12 protein-coding genes and 1 pseudogene are annotated in these 18,203 nt (G+C 39.4%); 9 read left to right on the forward strand and 4 right to left on the reverse strand.

Features of this window, described 5'->3' with window-relative positions:
- Positions 1-206: 206 nt before the first annotated feature.
- The gene (gene icd / locus H4J61_RS13525) at positions 207-1,457 is read right to left on the reverse strand and encodes an NADP-dependent isocitrate dehydrogenase (protein WP_182136793.1); all 1,251 of its coding nucleotides are present in this window, start codon (positions 1,455-1,457) and stop codon (positions 207-209) included.
- A 268-nt stretch (positions 1,458-1,725) separates the two neighbouring features.
- Positions 1,726-3,957, reverse strand: a complete 2,232-nt coding sequence (locus tag H4J61_RS13530) for an NADP-dependent isocitrate dehydrogenase (protein ID WP_182136794.1) — start codon at positions 3,955-3,957, stop codon at positions 1,726-1,728.
- A 201-nt stretch (positions 3,958-4,158) separates the two neighbouring features.
- On the opposite strand from H4J61_RS13530, the gene H4J61_RS13535 reads away from it, so the two are divergent.
- From H4J61_RS13535 to H4J61_RS13570, 8 genes and pseudogenes are all read left to right on the forward strand, one after another.
- Positions 4,159-4,749, forward strand: a complete 591-nt coding sequence (locus tag H4J61_RS13535; protein ID WP_182136894.1) for a pseudouridine synthase — start codon at positions 4,159-4,161, stop codon at positions 4,747-4,749.
- Positions 4,742-5,236, forward strand: a complete 495-nt coding sequence (locus H4J61_RS13540) for an NUDIX hydrolase (RefSeq protein WP_182185405.1) — start codon at positions 4,742-4,744, stop codon at positions 5,234-5,236. The genes H4J61_RS13535 and H4J61_RS13540 overlap by 8 nt, the downstream gene beginning before the upstream one ends.
- Positions 5,237-5,300: 64 nt before the next feature.
- On the forward strand, positions 5,301-6,446 hold the full coding sequence (gene mnmA, locus H4J61_RS13545) for a tRNA 2-thiouridine(34) synthase MnmA (RefSeq protein ID WP_182136796.1): 1,146 nt from the start codon (positions 5,301-5,303) through the stop codon (positions 6,444-6,446).
- Positions 6,447-6,458: 12 nt separating this feature from the next.
- Complete coding sequence (hflD, locus tag H4J61_RS13550) at positions 6,459-7,082, forward strand: high frequency lysogenization protein HflD (protein ID WP_182136797.1); 624 nt, start codon at positions 6,459-6,461, stop codon at positions 7,080-7,082.
- A gap of 21 nt (positions 7,083-7,103) precedes the next feature.
- Entirely contained in the window at positions 7,104-8,474 is a 1,371-nt protein-coding gene (purB, locus tag H4J61_RS13555; protein WP_182185406.1) for an adenylosuccinate lyase, read from the forward strand.
- Between the two features lie 114 nt (positions 8,475-8,588).
- The gene (locus H4J61_RS13560; protein WP_182185407.1) at positions 8,589-9,743 is read left to right on the forward strand and encodes a cupin domain-containing protein; all 1,155 of its coding nucleotides are present in this window, start codon (positions 8,589-8,591) and stop codon (positions 9,741-9,743) included.
- Between the two features lie 59 nt (positions 9,744-9,802).
- Positions 9,803-9,970: a hypothetical protein gene (locus H4J61_RS13565; RefSeq protein ID WP_182185408.1), complete on the forward strand. Its 168-nt coding sequence runs from the start codon at positions 9,803-9,805 to the stop codon at positions 9,968-9,970.
- 281 nt (positions 9,971-10,251) lie between these two features.
- Positions 10,252-13,090 (forward strand): annotated as a pseudogene (locus tag H4J61_RS13570) (TonB-dependent receptor plug domain-containing protein).
- A gap of 146 nt (positions 13,091-13,236) precedes the next feature.
- Here H4J61_RS13570 and H4J61_RS13575 read toward each other — a convergent pair.
- Entirely contained in the window at positions 13,237-13,644 is a 408-nt protein-coding gene (locus H4J61_RS13575; RefSeq protein WP_259363330.1) for a DUF4826 family protein, read from the reverse strand.
- Between the two features lie 202 nt (positions 13,645-13,846).
- Here H4J61_RS13575 and H4J61_RS13580 point away from each other — a divergent pair, with 202 nt between their 5' ends.
- Entirely contained in the window at positions 13,847-14,890 is a 1,044-nt protein-coding gene (locus H4J61_RS13580) for an amino acid dehydrogenase (RefSeq protein ID WP_310649808.1), read from the forward strand.
- A gap of 200 nt (positions 14,891-15,090) precedes the next feature.
- On the opposite strand, the gene H4J61_RS13585 is transcribed toward H4J61_RS13580, so the two are convergent.
- Entirely contained in the window at positions 15,091-18,165 is a 3,075-nt protein-coding gene (locus tag H4J61_RS13585; protein ID WP_182185410.1) for an FAD-binding and (Fe-S)-binding domain-containing protein, read from the reverse strand.
- Between the last annotated feature and the right edge of the window lie 38 nt (positions 18,166-18,203).

Here is an 18,203-nt window from a genome sequence, read left to right on the forward strand (position 1 = left end):
GACAACTAAGTTAAGTTAAGTTAAGTTAAGTTAAAATTACTTTGTGGCTTAAAGTAAAAAACACAGCAACTTGGCTGTGTTTTTTTATGGTTAGCGATTATCAACAATAAAATATTTTGACTCTACCTATAACCTATTTCCAGTTTATATATGTGTTCGATTTACCTGTGATCAATTTACATGTGATCAATTTACATGTGATCAATTTACATGTGATCAATAATACAATCACCAAATTCAGAACAAGTCACCAATGTCGCATCATCCATTAAACGCTCAAAGTCATAAGTTACTGTCTTAGCGTTAATCGCACCAGACATCCCTTTTAACAATAAGTTAGCGGCTTCTGTCCAACCCATATGTCGTAACATCATTTCTGCAGATAAAATAACTGACCCAGGGTTAACCTTATTAAGTCCAGCATATTTTGGTGCTGTACCGTGTGTTGCTTCAAAGATAGCGACTTCATCATTTAAATTAGCGCCTGGTGCTATACCAATGCCACCCACTTGTGCCGCTAAGGCATCTGACAAATAATCACCATTTAAATTTAAGGTAGCAATAACGCTATATTCTGCTGGACGTAATAATATTTGCTGTAACATCGCATCGGCAATAACATCTTTAATGATGATTTCTTTACCTGTTTTAGGATTGATAAGGCTACACCAAGGACCACCATTTAATAGATCAGCGCCAAACTCTTCTCGGGCTAATTCATAACCCCATTCTTTAAAAGCCCCTTCAGTAAACTTCATGATATTACCTTTATGTACCAAAGTAACCGACTCTCTGTCGTGATCAATAGCGTATTGAATAGCTTTTCTTACTAATCTTTGGGTACCTTCTTTAGAAACTGGCTTGATACCGATACCACAATTTTCTTCGAAACGAATTTTTGTGACACCCATTTCTTCAGTTAAAAATTTGATCATTTTTTTAGCCTGATCACTGCCCGCTTGATATTCGATACCCGCGTAAATATCTTCAGAATTTTCTCTGAAAATCACCATGTCAACTTCACTAGGTTTTTTAACTGGGCTTGGTACGCCAGTAAACCATTGAACCGGGCGCTGGCACACATACAAATCTAGTATTTGTCTCAAGGCAACATTCAATGAACGCATACCACCGCCAACTGGTGTGGTTAGTGGGCCTTTAATACCAACTTTGTATTCTTTGAACATGGCTAAAGTTTCATCGGGCAACCAAGTTTCTGAGTCATAAATTTGTGTTGCCTTTTCTCCAGCATACACTTCCATCCAATGAATTTTCCTATCTCCGCCATAAGCTTTATTCACGGCAGCATCAACCACTTTCATCATAGGGGGTGTTACATCGACACCTATGCCATCACCTTCAATAAATGGAATGATGGGATTGTTAGGTACTTTTAACAAACCTTGCTCTGAAGTAATTTTAGCACCTTCACTAGGAATATTTACATGGTTCGACATATGAGCTCTCCAAAATTTACTGATAAAATAGCCGTTTGCTAATTTCTTAATCTTAAAATAATAGAAAAAGAGCAATGACACTAATACTGAAATCGTGATAATGAAAATCATCAAGATGAATAATTAAAACGCTTGTATAAATAAAATGCAAACTTTTATCACAAATAAAGCCATCACTTGCAATAAAACTTTCACTGTACGGGTTAAAATTTTGGCAAAAAAAAACTAGGCAAGCGCCTAGTTTTCAAAATTTATTGATAAATTACGCTTAGAGTAAATTCGATAAAATTGTATTCAATGTCGCACTTGGACGCATGGCTTTTTCGGCTAATTCTCTGTCAGCAAAGTAATAACCATTAATATTCATACTAGGTCCTTGAGCAGCATTAAGCTCTGCAACAATTTTTGCTTCTTGTTTAGTCAGTGCTTGAGCAACAGCAACAAAACTTGATTTCAAGCTTTCATCGCTTGTTTGTTCTGCTAGTGCTTGTGCCCAATACATCGCTAAGTAGAAATGAGAACCACGGTTATCCAATTCTTTAACACGACGTGATGGTGATTTGTTTTCTTGCAAAAATTTAGCCGTTGCTATATCTAAAGTATCCGCTAACACTTTTGCTTTAGTATTGCCCGTTTTGATGCTTAAGTGCTCTAAAGAAGCCGCTAACGCTAAAAACTCACCTAATGAGTCCCAACGTAAGTGATTTTCTTTTTCAAACTGTTGCACGTGCTTAGGGGCTGAACCGCCGGCGCCTGTTTCGAATAAACCACCACCATTCATTAATGGCACAATAGAGAGCATTTTTGCACTCGTGCCAAGCTCTAAAATAGGAAATAAATCCGTTAAATAATCACGTAATACGTTACCGGTAACTGAGATCGTGTCTTCACCTTTAGCGACGCGCGCTAAAGTGTAGTCACAAGCTTTAACCGGTTCCATAATCTGAATGTCTAAGCCAGTAGTGTCATGATCGGCAAGGTAGGTGTTAACTTTTTTGATCATTTGTGCATCATGACCACGGTTTTCATCTAACCAGAAGATAGCTGGAACATTTGTTGCTCTGGCACGAGTTACCGCTAGTTTCACCCAATCTTGAATCGGCGCATCTTTAGCTTGACACATTCTCCAGATATCGCCTTCGCTCACGGCATGTTCTAGTAGCGTTGTGCCATTGTCGTCAACAACACGCATAGTACCTTCACCGGACATGGTAAATGTTTTGTCGTGTGAGCCATATTCTTCCGCTTTCTGCGCCATTAAGCCAACATTAGGTACTGAACCCATGGTTGTTGGGTTAAAGGCGCCATTTTCACGACAAAAATCTACAACAGAAGAAAATACACCAGCGTAGTTACGATCTGGGATCATAAATTTGGTTTCTTTTAACGTACCATCTGGCGCCCACATCATACCTGATGAACGCAGTGCTGCCGGCATAGAGGCATCAATAATAACATCGCTTGGTACGTGTAAATTGGTAGTACCTTTGTCTGAATCAACCATAGCTAATTCAGGACGAGTGGCATATACAGCAGCAATATCCGCTTCAATTTCAGCTTTCTTTTCTGCTGATAAACGGCCAATTTTCGCATACACATCGCCAATACCATTATTGGCATCAACACCTAATTGATTAAAAGTAGCACCGTGCTTGGCAAAAACATCTTTGTAAAACACTTTAACGGCATGACCAAACATAATCGGGTCAGACACTTTCATCATAGTGGCTTTCAAATGTAGAGAAAGTAAAACACCTTCAGACTTTGCTTTGTCAGTTTCAGTAGCAAAAAAGTCAACCAGTGCCTTTTTGCTCATCAGTGAGGCATCAATGACTTCTTTATCTAATAACGCTAAATGCTCCTTTAATAAGGTTACGTCACCATTAGCACTGACAAATTCAATTTTAACATTGGTTGCGCCATCAATGGTTACTGATTTCTCACTACCGTAAAAATCGCCTGATTGCATATGTGCCACGTGTGATTTAGTCGTTGGTGACCAAGCGCCCATTGAGTGCGGATTAGTCCGCGCATATTGCTTCACTGAGCTAGGGGCACGACGGTCTGAGTTACCTTCTCGTAACACAGGATTTACCGCTGAACCTAGCACTTTAGCGTAAGTGAATTTAATCGACTCTTCAGCTTCATTTTGCGGCTCTTCAGGATAATTAGGTAAATTATAACCTTTGGCTTGCAATTCTTTAATCGCTGCTTGCAATTGAGGGATAGACGCAGAAATGTTCGGTAACTTAATAATATTAGCTTCTGGTGTTTTGGCTAATTCGCCTAACTCAGCTAAGGCATCGTCCATACGCTGCTCAGCAGTTAAGTATTTAGGAAAGTTAGCTATAATACGACCGGCAAATGAAATATCACGAGTTTCAACATCTATAGCAGAAGACGCAGCAAATGCTTTCACGATAGGTAAAAAAGAATGCGTAGCTAAAGCTGGTGCTTCATCGGTAATAGTATAAATAATTTTTGATGTATCTGTGGTCATTTAAAAATCCTTTGATGATTTGCCATTTATCGATAAAATGAATGGTCATTTGAAATTGAATGGCTCTTCATTTTATCGATAAAAGATATATTTTTCGCGCGAATAGTATCGGAATTCAGAGCGCATTAAAATAGATGAATTATTACTAGTCTATATTTCACAAGGTGAAAATTAGTGACAATAAAACAAAATCAAACAGTTATGAGAAAACACAAGCGAAAAACCACAAAGGTACGACCAGTTGACTTTAAGTCAGAAATCGTGCTTTTTAATAAACCTTTTGATGTATTGTGCCAATTTACGGATGATCAAAATCGAAAAACACTCAAAGACTTCATTGACGTTAAAGATGTTTACGCGGCCGGTCGTCTCGATCGAGACAGTGAAGGACTACTTTTATTAACCAATGATGGAAAGCTTCAGCATAAACTCGCTAATCCAAGCCAAAAAACAGATAAAACCTATTGGGCGCAAGTTGAAGGTGTACCAACAGAAACCGATATTTTGGCACTTCGCCAAGGCGTTGAATTAAAAGATGGCCTAACAAAGCCCGCTATAATCGAGATAATAGCCCAGCCTAACATTTGGCCGCGTGTTCCGGCCATTAGAGAACGCGCAGCGATCCCAACGACCTGGTTAGAGATAACCATACAAGAAGGAAAAAACCGTCAAGTAAGAAGAATGACGGCTCACATCGGTTTTCCAACCCTGAGGTTAATTCGCTATCGTATCGGTGAATGGACCTTAGATGGCATTAATAATGGTCAATATAAGAGAGTCAATCATGGATAGTCTAGTATCAAACACACCCGTAGCAAACCCGCACGGCAGCGAACAATTCAAACCTAACACCACGGTTGCCGTGGTAGTTGCCTGCCAAGATAAATTTCTCTTGGTTGAAGAAATAGAGCAGGGTAAAACAGTTTATAATCAACCTGCTGGGCATTTAGAAGCCGATGAAAGCTTAATGACTGCCGCCATGCGAGAGTTACAAGAGGAAACAGGATTAAGCCATTCGCCTGATCACCTTTGCGGAATTTACTATTATTATCGGCAATCGTTAAACCTGTATTATTTACGCTTTTGTTTTGTTATTAAGCTTGAATCGCTAGTATCATGCCAACCACAAGATGAAGAAATTATAGCGTGCCATTGGTTTACTTTAGCAGAAATTAAAGCAAAATCAGCGCAATTACGCAGCCCTTTAGTCCTAGAATGTATTGAAGATTACCTTAGCGGTAAAAAAATCCCCTTAAGTCACTTAAAATCTAATCTTTAATCTTTCATCACGCTAAATGACCATGCTATAATTCCGCGCCATTTTCTATTGAAATCTAGTTGTCATGACCTCAAACGAACATGTAAATGTAAACTCAATAACGCCAAACGAAAAATTACCGCAAGATACTAAAGTAATAGTAGGTATGTCGGGTGGTGTTGATTCATCGGTTTCTGCTTATTTATTAAAAGAACAGGGCTATCAAGTCGAAGGCTTGTTCATGAAAAATTGGGAAGAAGATGACGACGATGAGTATTGCGCCGCAGCAGAAGATTTAGCGGATGCACAAAGTGTTTGTCAGAAACTAGGTATTAAGCTTCATACTATCAATTTTGCGACTGAATACTGGGACAATGTTTTCGAGTATTTTTTAGCTGAATATAAAGCGGGTAGAACGCCCAATCCTGATATTATGTGTAATAAAGAAATTAAATTTAAAGCTTTTCTTGAATTTGCTTGCGAAGACCTAGGCGCTGATTACATCGCTACCGGTCATTATGTACAACGTAAATTTAACGACGGTAAATGGCAGATGCACCGTGGTTTAGACAGTAATAAAGATCAAAGTTATTTTCTCTACACCTTGAGTCATCAGCAAGTAGGTAGAACACTTTTTCCGGTTGGTCATATTGAAAAACCACAAGTAAGAGCTATCGCTGAACAAGCAGACTTAATCACCCATAACAAAAAAGACAGTACCGGCATTTGTTTTATTGGTGAACGAAAATTTAAAGACTTTCTGGGCAAATATTTACCGGCGCAACCCGGTGTAATAGAAACACCAGAAGGAGAAGCTATTGGTGAGCATGATGGTTTAATGTATCACACCCTAGGTCAACGCAAAGGCTTACGTATTGGCGGTCTAGCCAATGCGGGTGACGCGCCATGGTATGTTGTTGACAAAGATCTTAATCGTAATGTATTGGTTGTTGGCCAAGGACATGATCACCCTCGCCTATTTTCTAAAGGCTTAGTAGCAAATCAATTACATTTAGTTGAGCGAGTTGAATTAACTACGCCGATAAGTTGTACGGTAAAAACCCGTTACCGACAAGAAGACGTCGCTTGTAATCTTTCACCTATGGCCAATGGTGAATATTTAGTGATGTTTACTGAGCCGCAAAGTTCAGTAACACCCGGTCAATCTGTGGTGTTTTATCAAGATGATATTTGCCTAGGTGGCGCTATTATCAACTCCCTTATTCGTTAATATAAGGCATACATGAATAATTTAGAAAAACAAACTATTACCATGGCAGCAGTCTGCCAAGCCTCAGTTTTAGTGCAGAAAATAGCGCGTACTGGCACAGTAGAAGAAGCTGAACTCGCTATCATGCTCAACAGTATTATGGTGACTTCACCCGAAAGCATTTTGGAGGTTTATAGTAACGATGTTGCCCATTTAACATCGGGATTAAAAGCCTTAATTGAGCAGTTAGGTAATCAAACCAGCAAAAAAGATCCAGAGCTAACTCGCTATGTGGTCAGCTTATTAGGTTTAGAGCGACGTTTAGCCAATAAAAAAAATCAATTATCGCTACTGGGTGAACGTATTGAACAAAGCCAACGTCAGCTCGCACATTACGAGATTACCAGTGACACGCTCATTGCTAGTTTAGCCAGTATTTATAGCGACTTACTCAGCCCAATAGGCACGCCTATTCAAGTGGCGGGTGAACCAAGTTTGCTCAAGCAACAAAGTAATCAGCATAAGATCCGCGCTTTACTTCTCGCGGGTGTTCGCTCAAGCGTGTTATGGCGTCAAGTGGGCGGCAAGCGTAGAAATATATTATTTGGGCGCACAAAACTGGTGGCGTGTGCACAACAATTACTTAAAGAACTTTAAAATTAACTTCAGGAAATTACTATGGAACTTTCAGCATTAAGTGCAATATCACCGGTTGACGGGCGTTATGGCAGTAAAGTTAAATCATTGCGCCCTATTTTCAGCGAATTTGGCTTAATTAAATACCGTGTTACGGTCGAAGTACGTTGGTTACAAAAGTTAGCAGCGACCGCTGAAATTATTGAAGTTGCGCCTTTTTCTGCTCAAGCTAATACGCTATTAGATGCCATTATTACTGAGTTTTCTGAAGCCGATGCCCAAAGTATTAAAGACATTGAAGCCACTACCAACCATGATGTAAAAGCGGTTGAGTATTTCCTTAAAGAAAAAATTAGTGGTAATGCTGAATTACATGCAATAACAGAGTTTATCCATTTTGCTTGCACTTCAGAAGACATCAACAACCTTTCACATGGCTTAATGTTAACGGATTGTCGCGAACAAGTATTAATGCCCATGATTGACGATATCCTTGGTGATATAAAAGCCTTGGCGATTGAATATAAAAATATTCCCATGATGTGTCGTACCCACGGTCAACCAGCATCTCCTAGTACACTAGGTAAAGAAATGGCCAATGTTTACGTGCGTTTAAAACGTCAACGTGAGCAGATTGCACAAGTTGAAATGCTAGGAAAAATTAACGGTGCTGTCGGTAACTATAATGCCCATTTATCGGCTTACCCTGAAGTTGACTGGCACAATTTTGCTAATGAATTTGTTAACTCATTAGGTTTAAGCTTTAATGCATACACCACGCAAATTGAACCGCATGATTATATAGCAGAGTTATTTGATGCGATTGCACGTTTTAACACCATTTTAATTGATTTTGACCGAGATGTTTGGGGCTATATTGCCATTGGCCACTTTAAACAAAAAACTATTGCCGGTGAAATTGGCTCTTCAACCATGCCACATAAAGTTAACCCGATTGATTTTGAAAATTCAGAAGGTAACTTAGGTATTGCCAACGCTTTATTTACCCATTTAGCCCAGAAGTTACCAATATCTCGCTGGCAACGTGACCTAACCGACTCTACCGTTTTACGTAACTTAGGTGTAGGCTTTGCCCATACCTTAATTGCTTATCAAGCAACACGTAAAGGTATCAGCAAGCTACAAGTGAATGAAGCGAATTTATTAGCCGAACTCAACTCAAATTGGGAAGTGCTTGCCGAGCCAATTCAAACCGTTATGCGTCGTTACGGCATCGAAAAGCCTTACGAAAAACTAAAAGAGTTAACCCGTGGCAAACGTGTTGACGGTGATTCAATGCGTGCGTTTATCATGACGTTAGAATTACCAGAAGCAGCAAAAGCACAACTGTGTGAAATGACACCAGCTTCTTACATTGGCCGCGCAGTAACATTTATTGACGAACTAGACTAATTATAATAAGTCTATAAAGTTTTGTTGATATAAAAAAGGGATCCTATTGGCTCCCTTTTTGTTATTCAGTTTTTAAAAATAACCCATTAATAGCAATGCAAATAAGGTTTCACAATGAATTTAGACTCGTTAAATTGGGGTGATTTAACTCCAGAAATATTTCTTGCACAATATTGGCAAAAAAAACCATTATTGATCAAACAAGCTTTTGCTAATTTTAAAGACTCTATAAGCGCAGACGAGCTAGCCGGATTAGCCATGGAAGCTGAAATACAGTCGCGTATCGTTAGTACTAATAGCAAAGGCGACTGGCAAGTTGACCATGGCCCTTTTGAAGATTTTTCTCAATATGGCGAGTCTAATTGGACACTATTAGTGCAAGCGGTAAACAACTGGTCACGGCCGACACATAATTTACTTGCGCCCTTTGCTTTCATTCCAAGCTGGCGTATAGATGACGTTATGGTCAGTTTTTCAACCCCTAATGGCGGCGTTGGTGCGCATTTAGACCAATATGATGTTTTTATTATTCAAGGCAGTGGCAAAAGGCGCTGGCAAGTTGGTGCACCCGATAGCAGCTTAGAAAGCTTATTACCTCATGCTGATCTTAAACAAGTTTCAAGCTTTGAAGCGATTATTGATGAAATAACAGAAGCAGGCGACTTACTTTATATTCCACCAAACCACCCACACAAAGGTCTATCAATAGAGAATTCAGTTAATTTTTCTATTGGTTTTCAAGCACCATCAAGCCAAGAATTATGGTCAAGCTTTGCTGATAAACTCATTGATAACAATCTTGGTGAACAAAGGTTTAGTGATCCTGCAAGAGCCTTATGCCAATCTAACTTTACTATTACACCAGATGACAAACAGCAATTAAAAGCCTTTATGCTACAACAGCTTGAGCAAGAAGAATTTTATGAACAATTTATTGGCCAATACCTAACACAGGGTCATCATGCCCTAGAAATTCTAGTACCTGTCAATGACATAGATAAAGATAAACTGCTCGATATACTATCAGAGCCAGATATTTCATTTATGCCCGTATCAGGATTAAAGGCCGCAATAATAAATGATGTGCAGCCAACACTTTTTCTCAACGGAGAAAGTTTTTCATTAGAAAAACAAACCCTGGCACTAGCGCAGCAGTTAGCACAACAAAAGCCTTTAAGCACAAGTAAAATGAAAACGCTCAACACTTGTTTGAAAAACACTCAGCTGTTACTCGATGTTTTAAATAAAGGTTATTGGTATATAGAATAAAGCCAAAGTTATCAACGGAAAGTAGAGTTCAGTAACCGCAAACGGTTACTGAACTTAAAATGTCAGCTATTACAATTGCTGTAAGTACTGATATTATCTCTCTCATTGGCGCCACCATACTAGTCAACGGATCTTTTTCCCCTTACCTACCCTCACTTAACGCACAAGCGTTAACGCAAACTCATACCTTAAAAATTCATACCTTAAAAAATCAAGTAGGTGAGTAAACAAGTTTTACCTCACAAGACGGCTAAAAAATACAATTAAATACCAACAGCCTTATTAAGAAATTGAATATAACCCAAAACAGCGTTGACTTACCCTAGTTCGAGGCGAAGCTGGGTTTGATGTGGCTAAAGATAAAGTTCGTCCTGTCACCGTGACAGTGGGCGAAAAGTATTTCAATGCACTAATAAACATTAAAAAATGAATAAGAGGACTTCCCCTGCCTAGCTGTTTATTCATATTACACACTGGGCGAAAGCAATTGCGTCTGAATATAACCTTAATGAGTTATACCTTGTTAACAAATATCATCCTAGCGATGTTATTAACAACAAACTACACTAATGTTGAGGATTTTATTCGTTTTTATATTAATAAAAAACGCGCTGACAAAGCCCTAATTACATTTGACCAAGCAACATCAAGCAAATGCATTAAAAGGTTATTATCGGATTAACTTTGGCCTAAAAAATCATTAAGTGGCCCAGGTTTAACTGCTGTTGTTAATAACTCTGGTCATCTGAGCATTCAAGTTGATTCACATAAAAAGAGAGATAACAATGAAAAATAAAAACATGCACGCCGCGCTAATTCCCCTTTTACTCGGGGCAGCAAGTCAAACAACGCTTGCACAAGAAACTACTCAAGTCCAAGAAAGTGAAATAGAGAAAATAGCGATTATTGGTAGCCGAGTCGCTGGCCGTTCTGCCGAAGAATTACCGGTACCGGTCGATATTTTATCTGCAGAAGCATTAGCCAATACTGGCCAAACAGAAGTGGGTCGTATGCTTCAAGCTATTGCGCCATCATTTAACTTTTCTAGCTCTTCCATCAGTGATGGTAGCGATGCATTACGTCCAGCAACACTAAGAGGCCTAGGACCAGATCAAACCTTAGTATTGATTAATGGTCGTCGTCGTCACCAAGCCAGTTTGATTCATATCAATACCTCTGTTGGTCGCGGCACCGCAGGAACAGATATGAATGCTATCCCTGCGGCATCTATCAAGCGCATTGAAGTATTGCGAGATGGTGCAGCCGCTCAATATGGCTCTGACGCTATCGCGGGCGTTATTAATATTGTCCTTAACGATGCTAGTGAAGGCAGTAAAGTTGCAGTATCTTATGGTGAATACTCAGAAGGTGATGGTGAAACAACCAATGTAGACCTTACTAAGGGGTTTAACTTAGGAGACAATGGTTACTTAAATACGACCCTAAACTTTAGAGATCGTGGTCTTACTAACCGCGCAGGTTTACATGGTTCATGTCAATTCTCCGGATGCACCGACTTACCTAATGGTCATTTATTATTAGGTGACCCAAGAGAAGCGACAGCTAGCAGGTCCACTTTTAGAATTGGTGATGCAGACTCTAACCAGTTTGGTTTAACCATTAATACCGGTTATGAATTAGGTAATGGTGAATTATACGGCTTCATTACTTACTCAAATCGCGATAATGAATCTGCCGCATTTTTTCGCCACAACAACAATACCGGCGGTAATGCCTTACTGCAAGATGGCGATGCGACTATTCCTAGCGGCTTTTTACCTAAAATCAATACGGAAATAAAAGATTTCTCTTATAATATGGGTTACCAAACAGGGTTTTCTGATGGCTCATCTTTAGATTTTTCTTATACCTATGGCCAGAACAATATTGATTATGTCACCAGTGATACCATTAACTCTTCTTATGCTAATTCATTACGCTATAGCTCAAGTTTAACGGCGGATGAAATTCGATCTTCTATTCCGCGCGAAGCTTCAGCATACGGGTTAGAGTTATCGCTGCAAACCTTAAACCTTGACTATACCCAAGACTATGAGTTTTTTTCATTAGCCATGGGGGCAGAAATTAGAACAGATCAATTTATAGTCACGGCGGGGGATGAATATTCCTATCGTGATTATGATACTGATGATAAAGGCAACAGCTTATACGCAGATGACCGTTCTGCCGGTACGCAAGGCTTTGGTGGCACAGCACCGATGCAAGCGGTAGATGAAACGCGTGATGTCATCTCTTTTTATGTTGATGTTGAAACTGAAGTAACAGAAGACTTAATTGTCAGTGCTGCAGCCCGTTATGATGATTACCAAGGTTTTGGTGACAGTACTAATTTTAAATTAGCCGCAAATTGGTCAATAACTGAGACTATCGCCATTCGAGGTGCGATGAGTACGGGTTTCCGAGCTCCGTCAATGCAGCAACTTTATACCGATAATATTAGTACCCAATTTCAAAACGATCCGAACAACCCCGGCGGCGATCAAATTGCCGTACAGGTTGGTACTTTTCGTAATGACTCAAACCTCGCCAAAGCGATCGGTATTCCTGAGTTAAAAGAAGAAGAAGCAACCAATTTTAGTTTAGGTACTGTGATTAATCTTAGTGATGAAATTAACCTAACCCTAGATTGGTATTCAATTGATATTGATGATCGAATTGTGCTGAGTAATTCATTAGGTCAAGGTTTATCACCGGCACTAGATGCGGCATTAATTGCCTCTGGCGCGGGTGCTGGACAGTTTTTCCTTAATGGTGCTGACACTGAAACCAAAGGTATTGATATCATTGCTACTTGGAATACTGAGCTCTTAGGTGGTGACTTTAACTTAACCGCAGCCGCTAACTTTACTGAGACTGATGTAGTCAGTATCTATACGCCACAAAACAGTGCGCTAGGAGGGGTAAACCCAGGTGATGTTTTCTCAGAACAAGCTATTTCTATTATTGAAGAGTGGCAACCACAAGATCGTATTAGCTTAAGTAGTTTATATACTATCGATAATGTCAGTATCAATTTGTCCTTTAACCGTTATGGTGAATACACAGTGACCGATGGCGGTAGTCAAACCTATGGCGCTGAAGTATTAACTGATTTACGCATCAACTATGAGGTGACTGATGACTTGTCATTTAATATTGGTAGTAATAATTTGTTTGATGTTTACCCAGATAAAAATACTATAGGCAACTCACGCTCAGGCACAATAGAAGATGCAAGTGGCAATATTGTGGTCAGTAGCCCAGGTGTATTTACTTATTCACGTCGCTCAGCACCTTTTGGATTTAATGGTGCATTTTATTATGCAGGCGCTGAATTTAAATTTTAAGCTTATCGACTAGCAGGTAAGCTTAGAAGATAACGCCAAGCGCAGAATAATCTGCGCTTTTTATTGCAGTTTTTTTATTGCAGTCTTTGAAAATCAAGCCACCTTCATCGTTGGCGCTTAAAGTTGAAAACCATTGCAATGTCAGTCTATTGCTCAACCCATAACTCGTCTTTAGCATGAAGCTGATACAGATCTTCCGCTTTATTGATTAGCAGCTTGGCATACTCGACTTGTTCCTCAACGTCACTTTTTAATAGACTATCAGCCTGTATTTGCCATTTAAAAGTAAAGTGGCGTAATACGTTACGAGCCGGCTCGTTTTGTTCCAACACTAAATGGTCAGTCGGTAAATCGCCACTGATCACCCACACTTTGGTTTTATCTAACAAGTTAATTTTCCATACCGCCATTAAAGGGATCAAATAACGACTTTCAGTGTCGGCAACACTCTCGGTTACTAAGCCTTTCTCTGCAAGGTATTTAGTTGCTTTTAAATACTGCTCTCGAATCCAAGCTTGTTGTTGTTCTTGAGTCATGGCTAATTTGTCTGTCATGTTTAGGGTCTTTTTATTAATAAGTTAATATGTTAATAACGGGAAGTTTGTATGGATTAATTCACAGCAAAGTTCAAATTTATTTATAGCTTCACTAGCGAAGCATTTATCTAAATGATATTGTGCGCAGCGAATTATTACAACCCTAGTTGAAGTAAAATTAATACTTGAACTATTTTTAAGATCAATGGAGATTTCGATAGTGGCCGTTTTTGATTTAGTAGATTTTGATAACCATGAACAAGTTGTTTATTGTAGTGACGAAGCATCTGGGCTAAAAGCCATTATAGCCGTTCATAGCACAGCCTTGGGGCCAGCAGCTGGCGGTTGTCGTTTTTGGGATTATGCCAGTGATGAAGCCGCACTTAAAGATGTATTACGTTTATCTAAAGGCATGACTTATAAAAATGCCATGGCCGGTTTAAAACTAGGCGGTGGCAAAGGCGTTATCATTGGTGACGCCAAAACACTGAAATCAACCGCCTTGTTTAAAGCCTATGGCCAAGCGGTTAATAATTTAAATGGCCGTTACTATACCGCTGAAGACATTAATATCACTACCGCCGACATGGCGATTGTTAACCAAAGTACCGATTTTGTTTCTGGTCTTGAAGGTAAAAGTGGTAATCCCGCGCCATTTACCGCATTAGGTACATTTTTAGGTATTAAAGCAGCGGTTAAATTTAAGTTAGGTAAAGATGATTTAACCGGTATTAAAGTTGCCGTGCAAGGCTTAGGAAGTGTAGGTTATTCACTTTGTGAGAAATTGCATGCCGCTGGCGCTGAGTTAATTGTTACTGATATTAATCAGCTTGCGCTCGATAAAGCCGTTGCAGAGCTAGATGCTACTGTTGTTGGTTTAGACGAGATTTATAGCCAAGATGTTGATGTATACTCGCCATGTGCATTAGGTGCCTCAATTAACGATGATAGTATAGCGCAATTAAAAGCCACAATAGTTGCCGGTTGTGCTAATAATCAATTAGCCGAGTCTCGCCATGATCAAATGCTGACAGAAAAAGGGATTTTGTATGCCCCTGATTATGTTATCAATGCCGGTGGTATTATTAATGTTGCTTTAGAAATTTATCCAGAACCCTATTGTGCTGACAGTGCAACAAAGTTAGTGGAAAATATTTACAACACCTTGATGACTGTTTTTGAAACTGCGGAGGCTAATAAGATGCCAACGGGTTTAATTGCTGATGAAATGGCACGTAATATTATAGCTAACGGGACGAACTAGCTTTAACACCAATAAGCTATTCGCTTTCAGTATTGAGCTATCAGCATACAATTAGTCTATAAAATAAAAGCACCGAGAGGTGCTTTTATTTTATAGACAGTAAGTTATGCCATGATCACATGAATAGAAAGCATGGCGATATTTCAGTTGATTTTATCAACACTTAGCCAATCTGGTTAAGTGTTGATGCTAACAATAGGCTATAAAACGTTTAATAAAGCCTGCACTGGATGCAAGGTTACCTTGTTATCTAAGCGCTTTATTTGACTACGACATGAGTAGCCAGTAACCAATATTTGCTCAGTCGCCAAATCTGCTACTTTATTATGCCAACTCATTTGATACAGTGCTTTCGAGTTATCTAAATTAACTTTTTCATGACCATAGGTCCCAGCCATACCACAACAGCCCACTGACACACTGGATAACGACAAACCAAAGTGTTGGAATATATGCTGCCACTGCCCTTCACTACCCGCTAATGCGGTTTTTTCCGTGCAATGAGCAAAGAGCTTATAGTCTACAGAATTTTCACTCTTAAACGCTTGTTCAATCACCCTGCTACTTTGTGATGCAATAATCGCTATTAGCCATTCATGTGCTAATTTGACCTCAAAATCGCCACGTTTATTACCTAATACCTGATTATATTCGTCCCTAAAACATAAGGCTAGTGAGGCGTCTAAACCCACCATAGGTATGTCGAGTTGATGAATTTGATTTAAAAATTCTGCCATTGATTTAGCCGTTTTGGCAAACTTAGCTAAAAAACCTTTTACGTGTTGCGGCTTACCATTGGGCTTAAAGGGCAATAGTATAGGTTCAAAACCAAGCTTTTTCACCAACAACATAAAGTCTTCAACCACTTTTGCATCATAAAACGAGGTAAATGGGTCTTGAACAATTAACAATGACTTCGCACGTTTATCAGCAGACAAGCTTTTAAGTGCTGATAAATCAAAGGCGGTAAATTTATGCTTAGTGACTCTTTGCGCTAATGTCGGCGTCGACAATAAAGGCGTGTCAACATAGCCGATAGTAACTTGCGAGAATTTATCGTAAATATTAGACGCCAAAACACTATTGACTATTTTGGGTGCTTTAGCCATGACTGGCGTCATTAATTCTACATTCGCCACTAAGTGATCTTTTAACGGCCTAAAATATCGCGAGTGATAAAGGTTAATAAATCTAGCCCTAAAATCAGGTACATCAACTTTAATAGGACACTGACTCGCGCAAGCTTTACATGCTAAACACCCTTGCATGGCTTCCATCACTTCATGGGAAAAATCATCGTTTTCAACAGTTTTAAACTGGCTATTGAAACGATTTCTCACCTTGTCTAATAATCTTTTTACCGACCAACTTTGTATGTTTTGCTCCAAGGCTAGCACATCAACACCCTTAGATTCGACTAAGCGCAACCACTCACGCATTAAGCCAGCTCTGCCTTTGGGCGAATGCCTGCGATCTCGTGTAACCTTGCTTGAAGGACACATAGGGCTGTCTACATCATAGTTAAAGCACAAGCCATTACCATTACAGTCAAGCGCAGAACTGAAGGAGTCTTTTACCGTAACAGGTATTTGTCGGTCATAAAAACCACGCTTTTTATCATCAACAGAAACTAGCTTGTCAGTGGAATGATAAGGTGTACAAATTTTACCTGGGTTCATTTTATTTAAGGGATCAAAAGCGGCTTTGATCTTTCTTAATTCGGTAAATAAAGTCTCACCAAAAAATTCAGGGCCATATTCACTGCGATAACCTTTACCATGCTCGCCCCACATTAAACCACCATATTTAGCAGTTAATGCCACCACCTGATCTGAAATTTCTCTCAGTAAAAGCTCTTGCTCTGGATCACACATATCCAATGCAGGTCGAACATGTAAAACACCGGCATCAACATGACCAAACATACCATAATGTAAACCATGGCTATCGAGTAACTGTCTAAACTCAACTATATAGTCAGCTAAATTTTCTGGCGGTACGGCGGTGTCTTCAGCAAATGCTAACGGCTTTTGACTACCTTTGGTATTACCTAATAAACCAACCGCTTTTTTACGCATGCCATATAACTTGCCAATACTGGCTAGATCTGAGGTAACTTGATAACCAATAACACCGGTTTTGTTGGCTATATCTTTATCAAGCTCTACGCATAAGGCGCTAACTTGCTCGGCCAGACCTTCAACACTCTCGCCGTTGTATTCCACCATGTTGATGCCGTCCATTACGGCGCCATCAACATCTTGCAACATATCACTAACCAGTTGCCAAACAATATCTTGTTTAGCTAAGTTCAATACTTTACTGTCAATGGTTTCAACTGACGTCGCTTTAGCTTGCACTAGTCTAGGTGAATGACGCAAGGCCGAATCAAAACTGTCATATTTAATGTTAATCAGCGTTTTAGCTTTAGCTATCGGTGTTAGATTTAGTTTGGCTTCACAAACAAAGGCTAACGAGCCTTCAGAGCCAGTAATAATACGGCTTAAATCTACTATCGATAAGTCATCATTAAAAACATGTTCTAGATCATAGCCGGTGAGGAATCGATTCAAGCGGGGAAATTTTTCTAAAATTAATGCGCGATTATCCCCACAAGACTTCAGTACTTGTTGCATCAGTTTTGCTTCAGTACTGTCTTGCTGAGCTAATGCCTGTGCTTGAGCAATGGTTTGGGGTTTTGTATTTAAAAATTCGCCATTCACTAATACGCTTTCAAGTGCTAAAACGTGGTTAGAGGTTTTACCATAAACTAACGAGCCTTGACCTGACGCATCTGTGTTAATCATGCCACCAATAGTGGCTCGACTGCTAGTAGATAAATCAGGAGAAAAGAAAAAACCATAAGGCTTAAGATAATCATTTAATTGGTCTTTAATCACCCCAGCTTCGACTCGAACCCAATTCTCTTCGACATTTATCTCTAAAATACTATTCATATATTTTGATAAATCAAGCACGATACCCGGCGTTAAACTTTGGCCATTAGTACCAGTACCGCCGCCGCGAGCACTAAACTTTATCGCGTTAAATTGCGCTTCACTACCCAGTAGCGTCACCACTTGAATGTCTTGCTTACAGCGTGGATGCAGCACTAATTGTGGCAGTTGTTGATAAATACTATTGTCGGTGGCGTGCGCTAAACGTGCGCTATATTGAAAGTTTATATCACCGGTGAAATGTTTAGTCGCCAAGATTTTGGCAAACTCTTGATATAAAGGAGAAACTAACTCTTGAGGACTTAAGCGAGGTAACATAGGTGAAAAGTCTATTAACAATATTATGTGGTCATATT

This window comes from Colwellia sp. MB3u-4, assembly GCF_014077065.1.
Lineage (GTDB): Bacteria > Pseudomonadota > Gammaproteobacteria > Enterobacterales > Alteromonadaceae > Cognaticolwellia.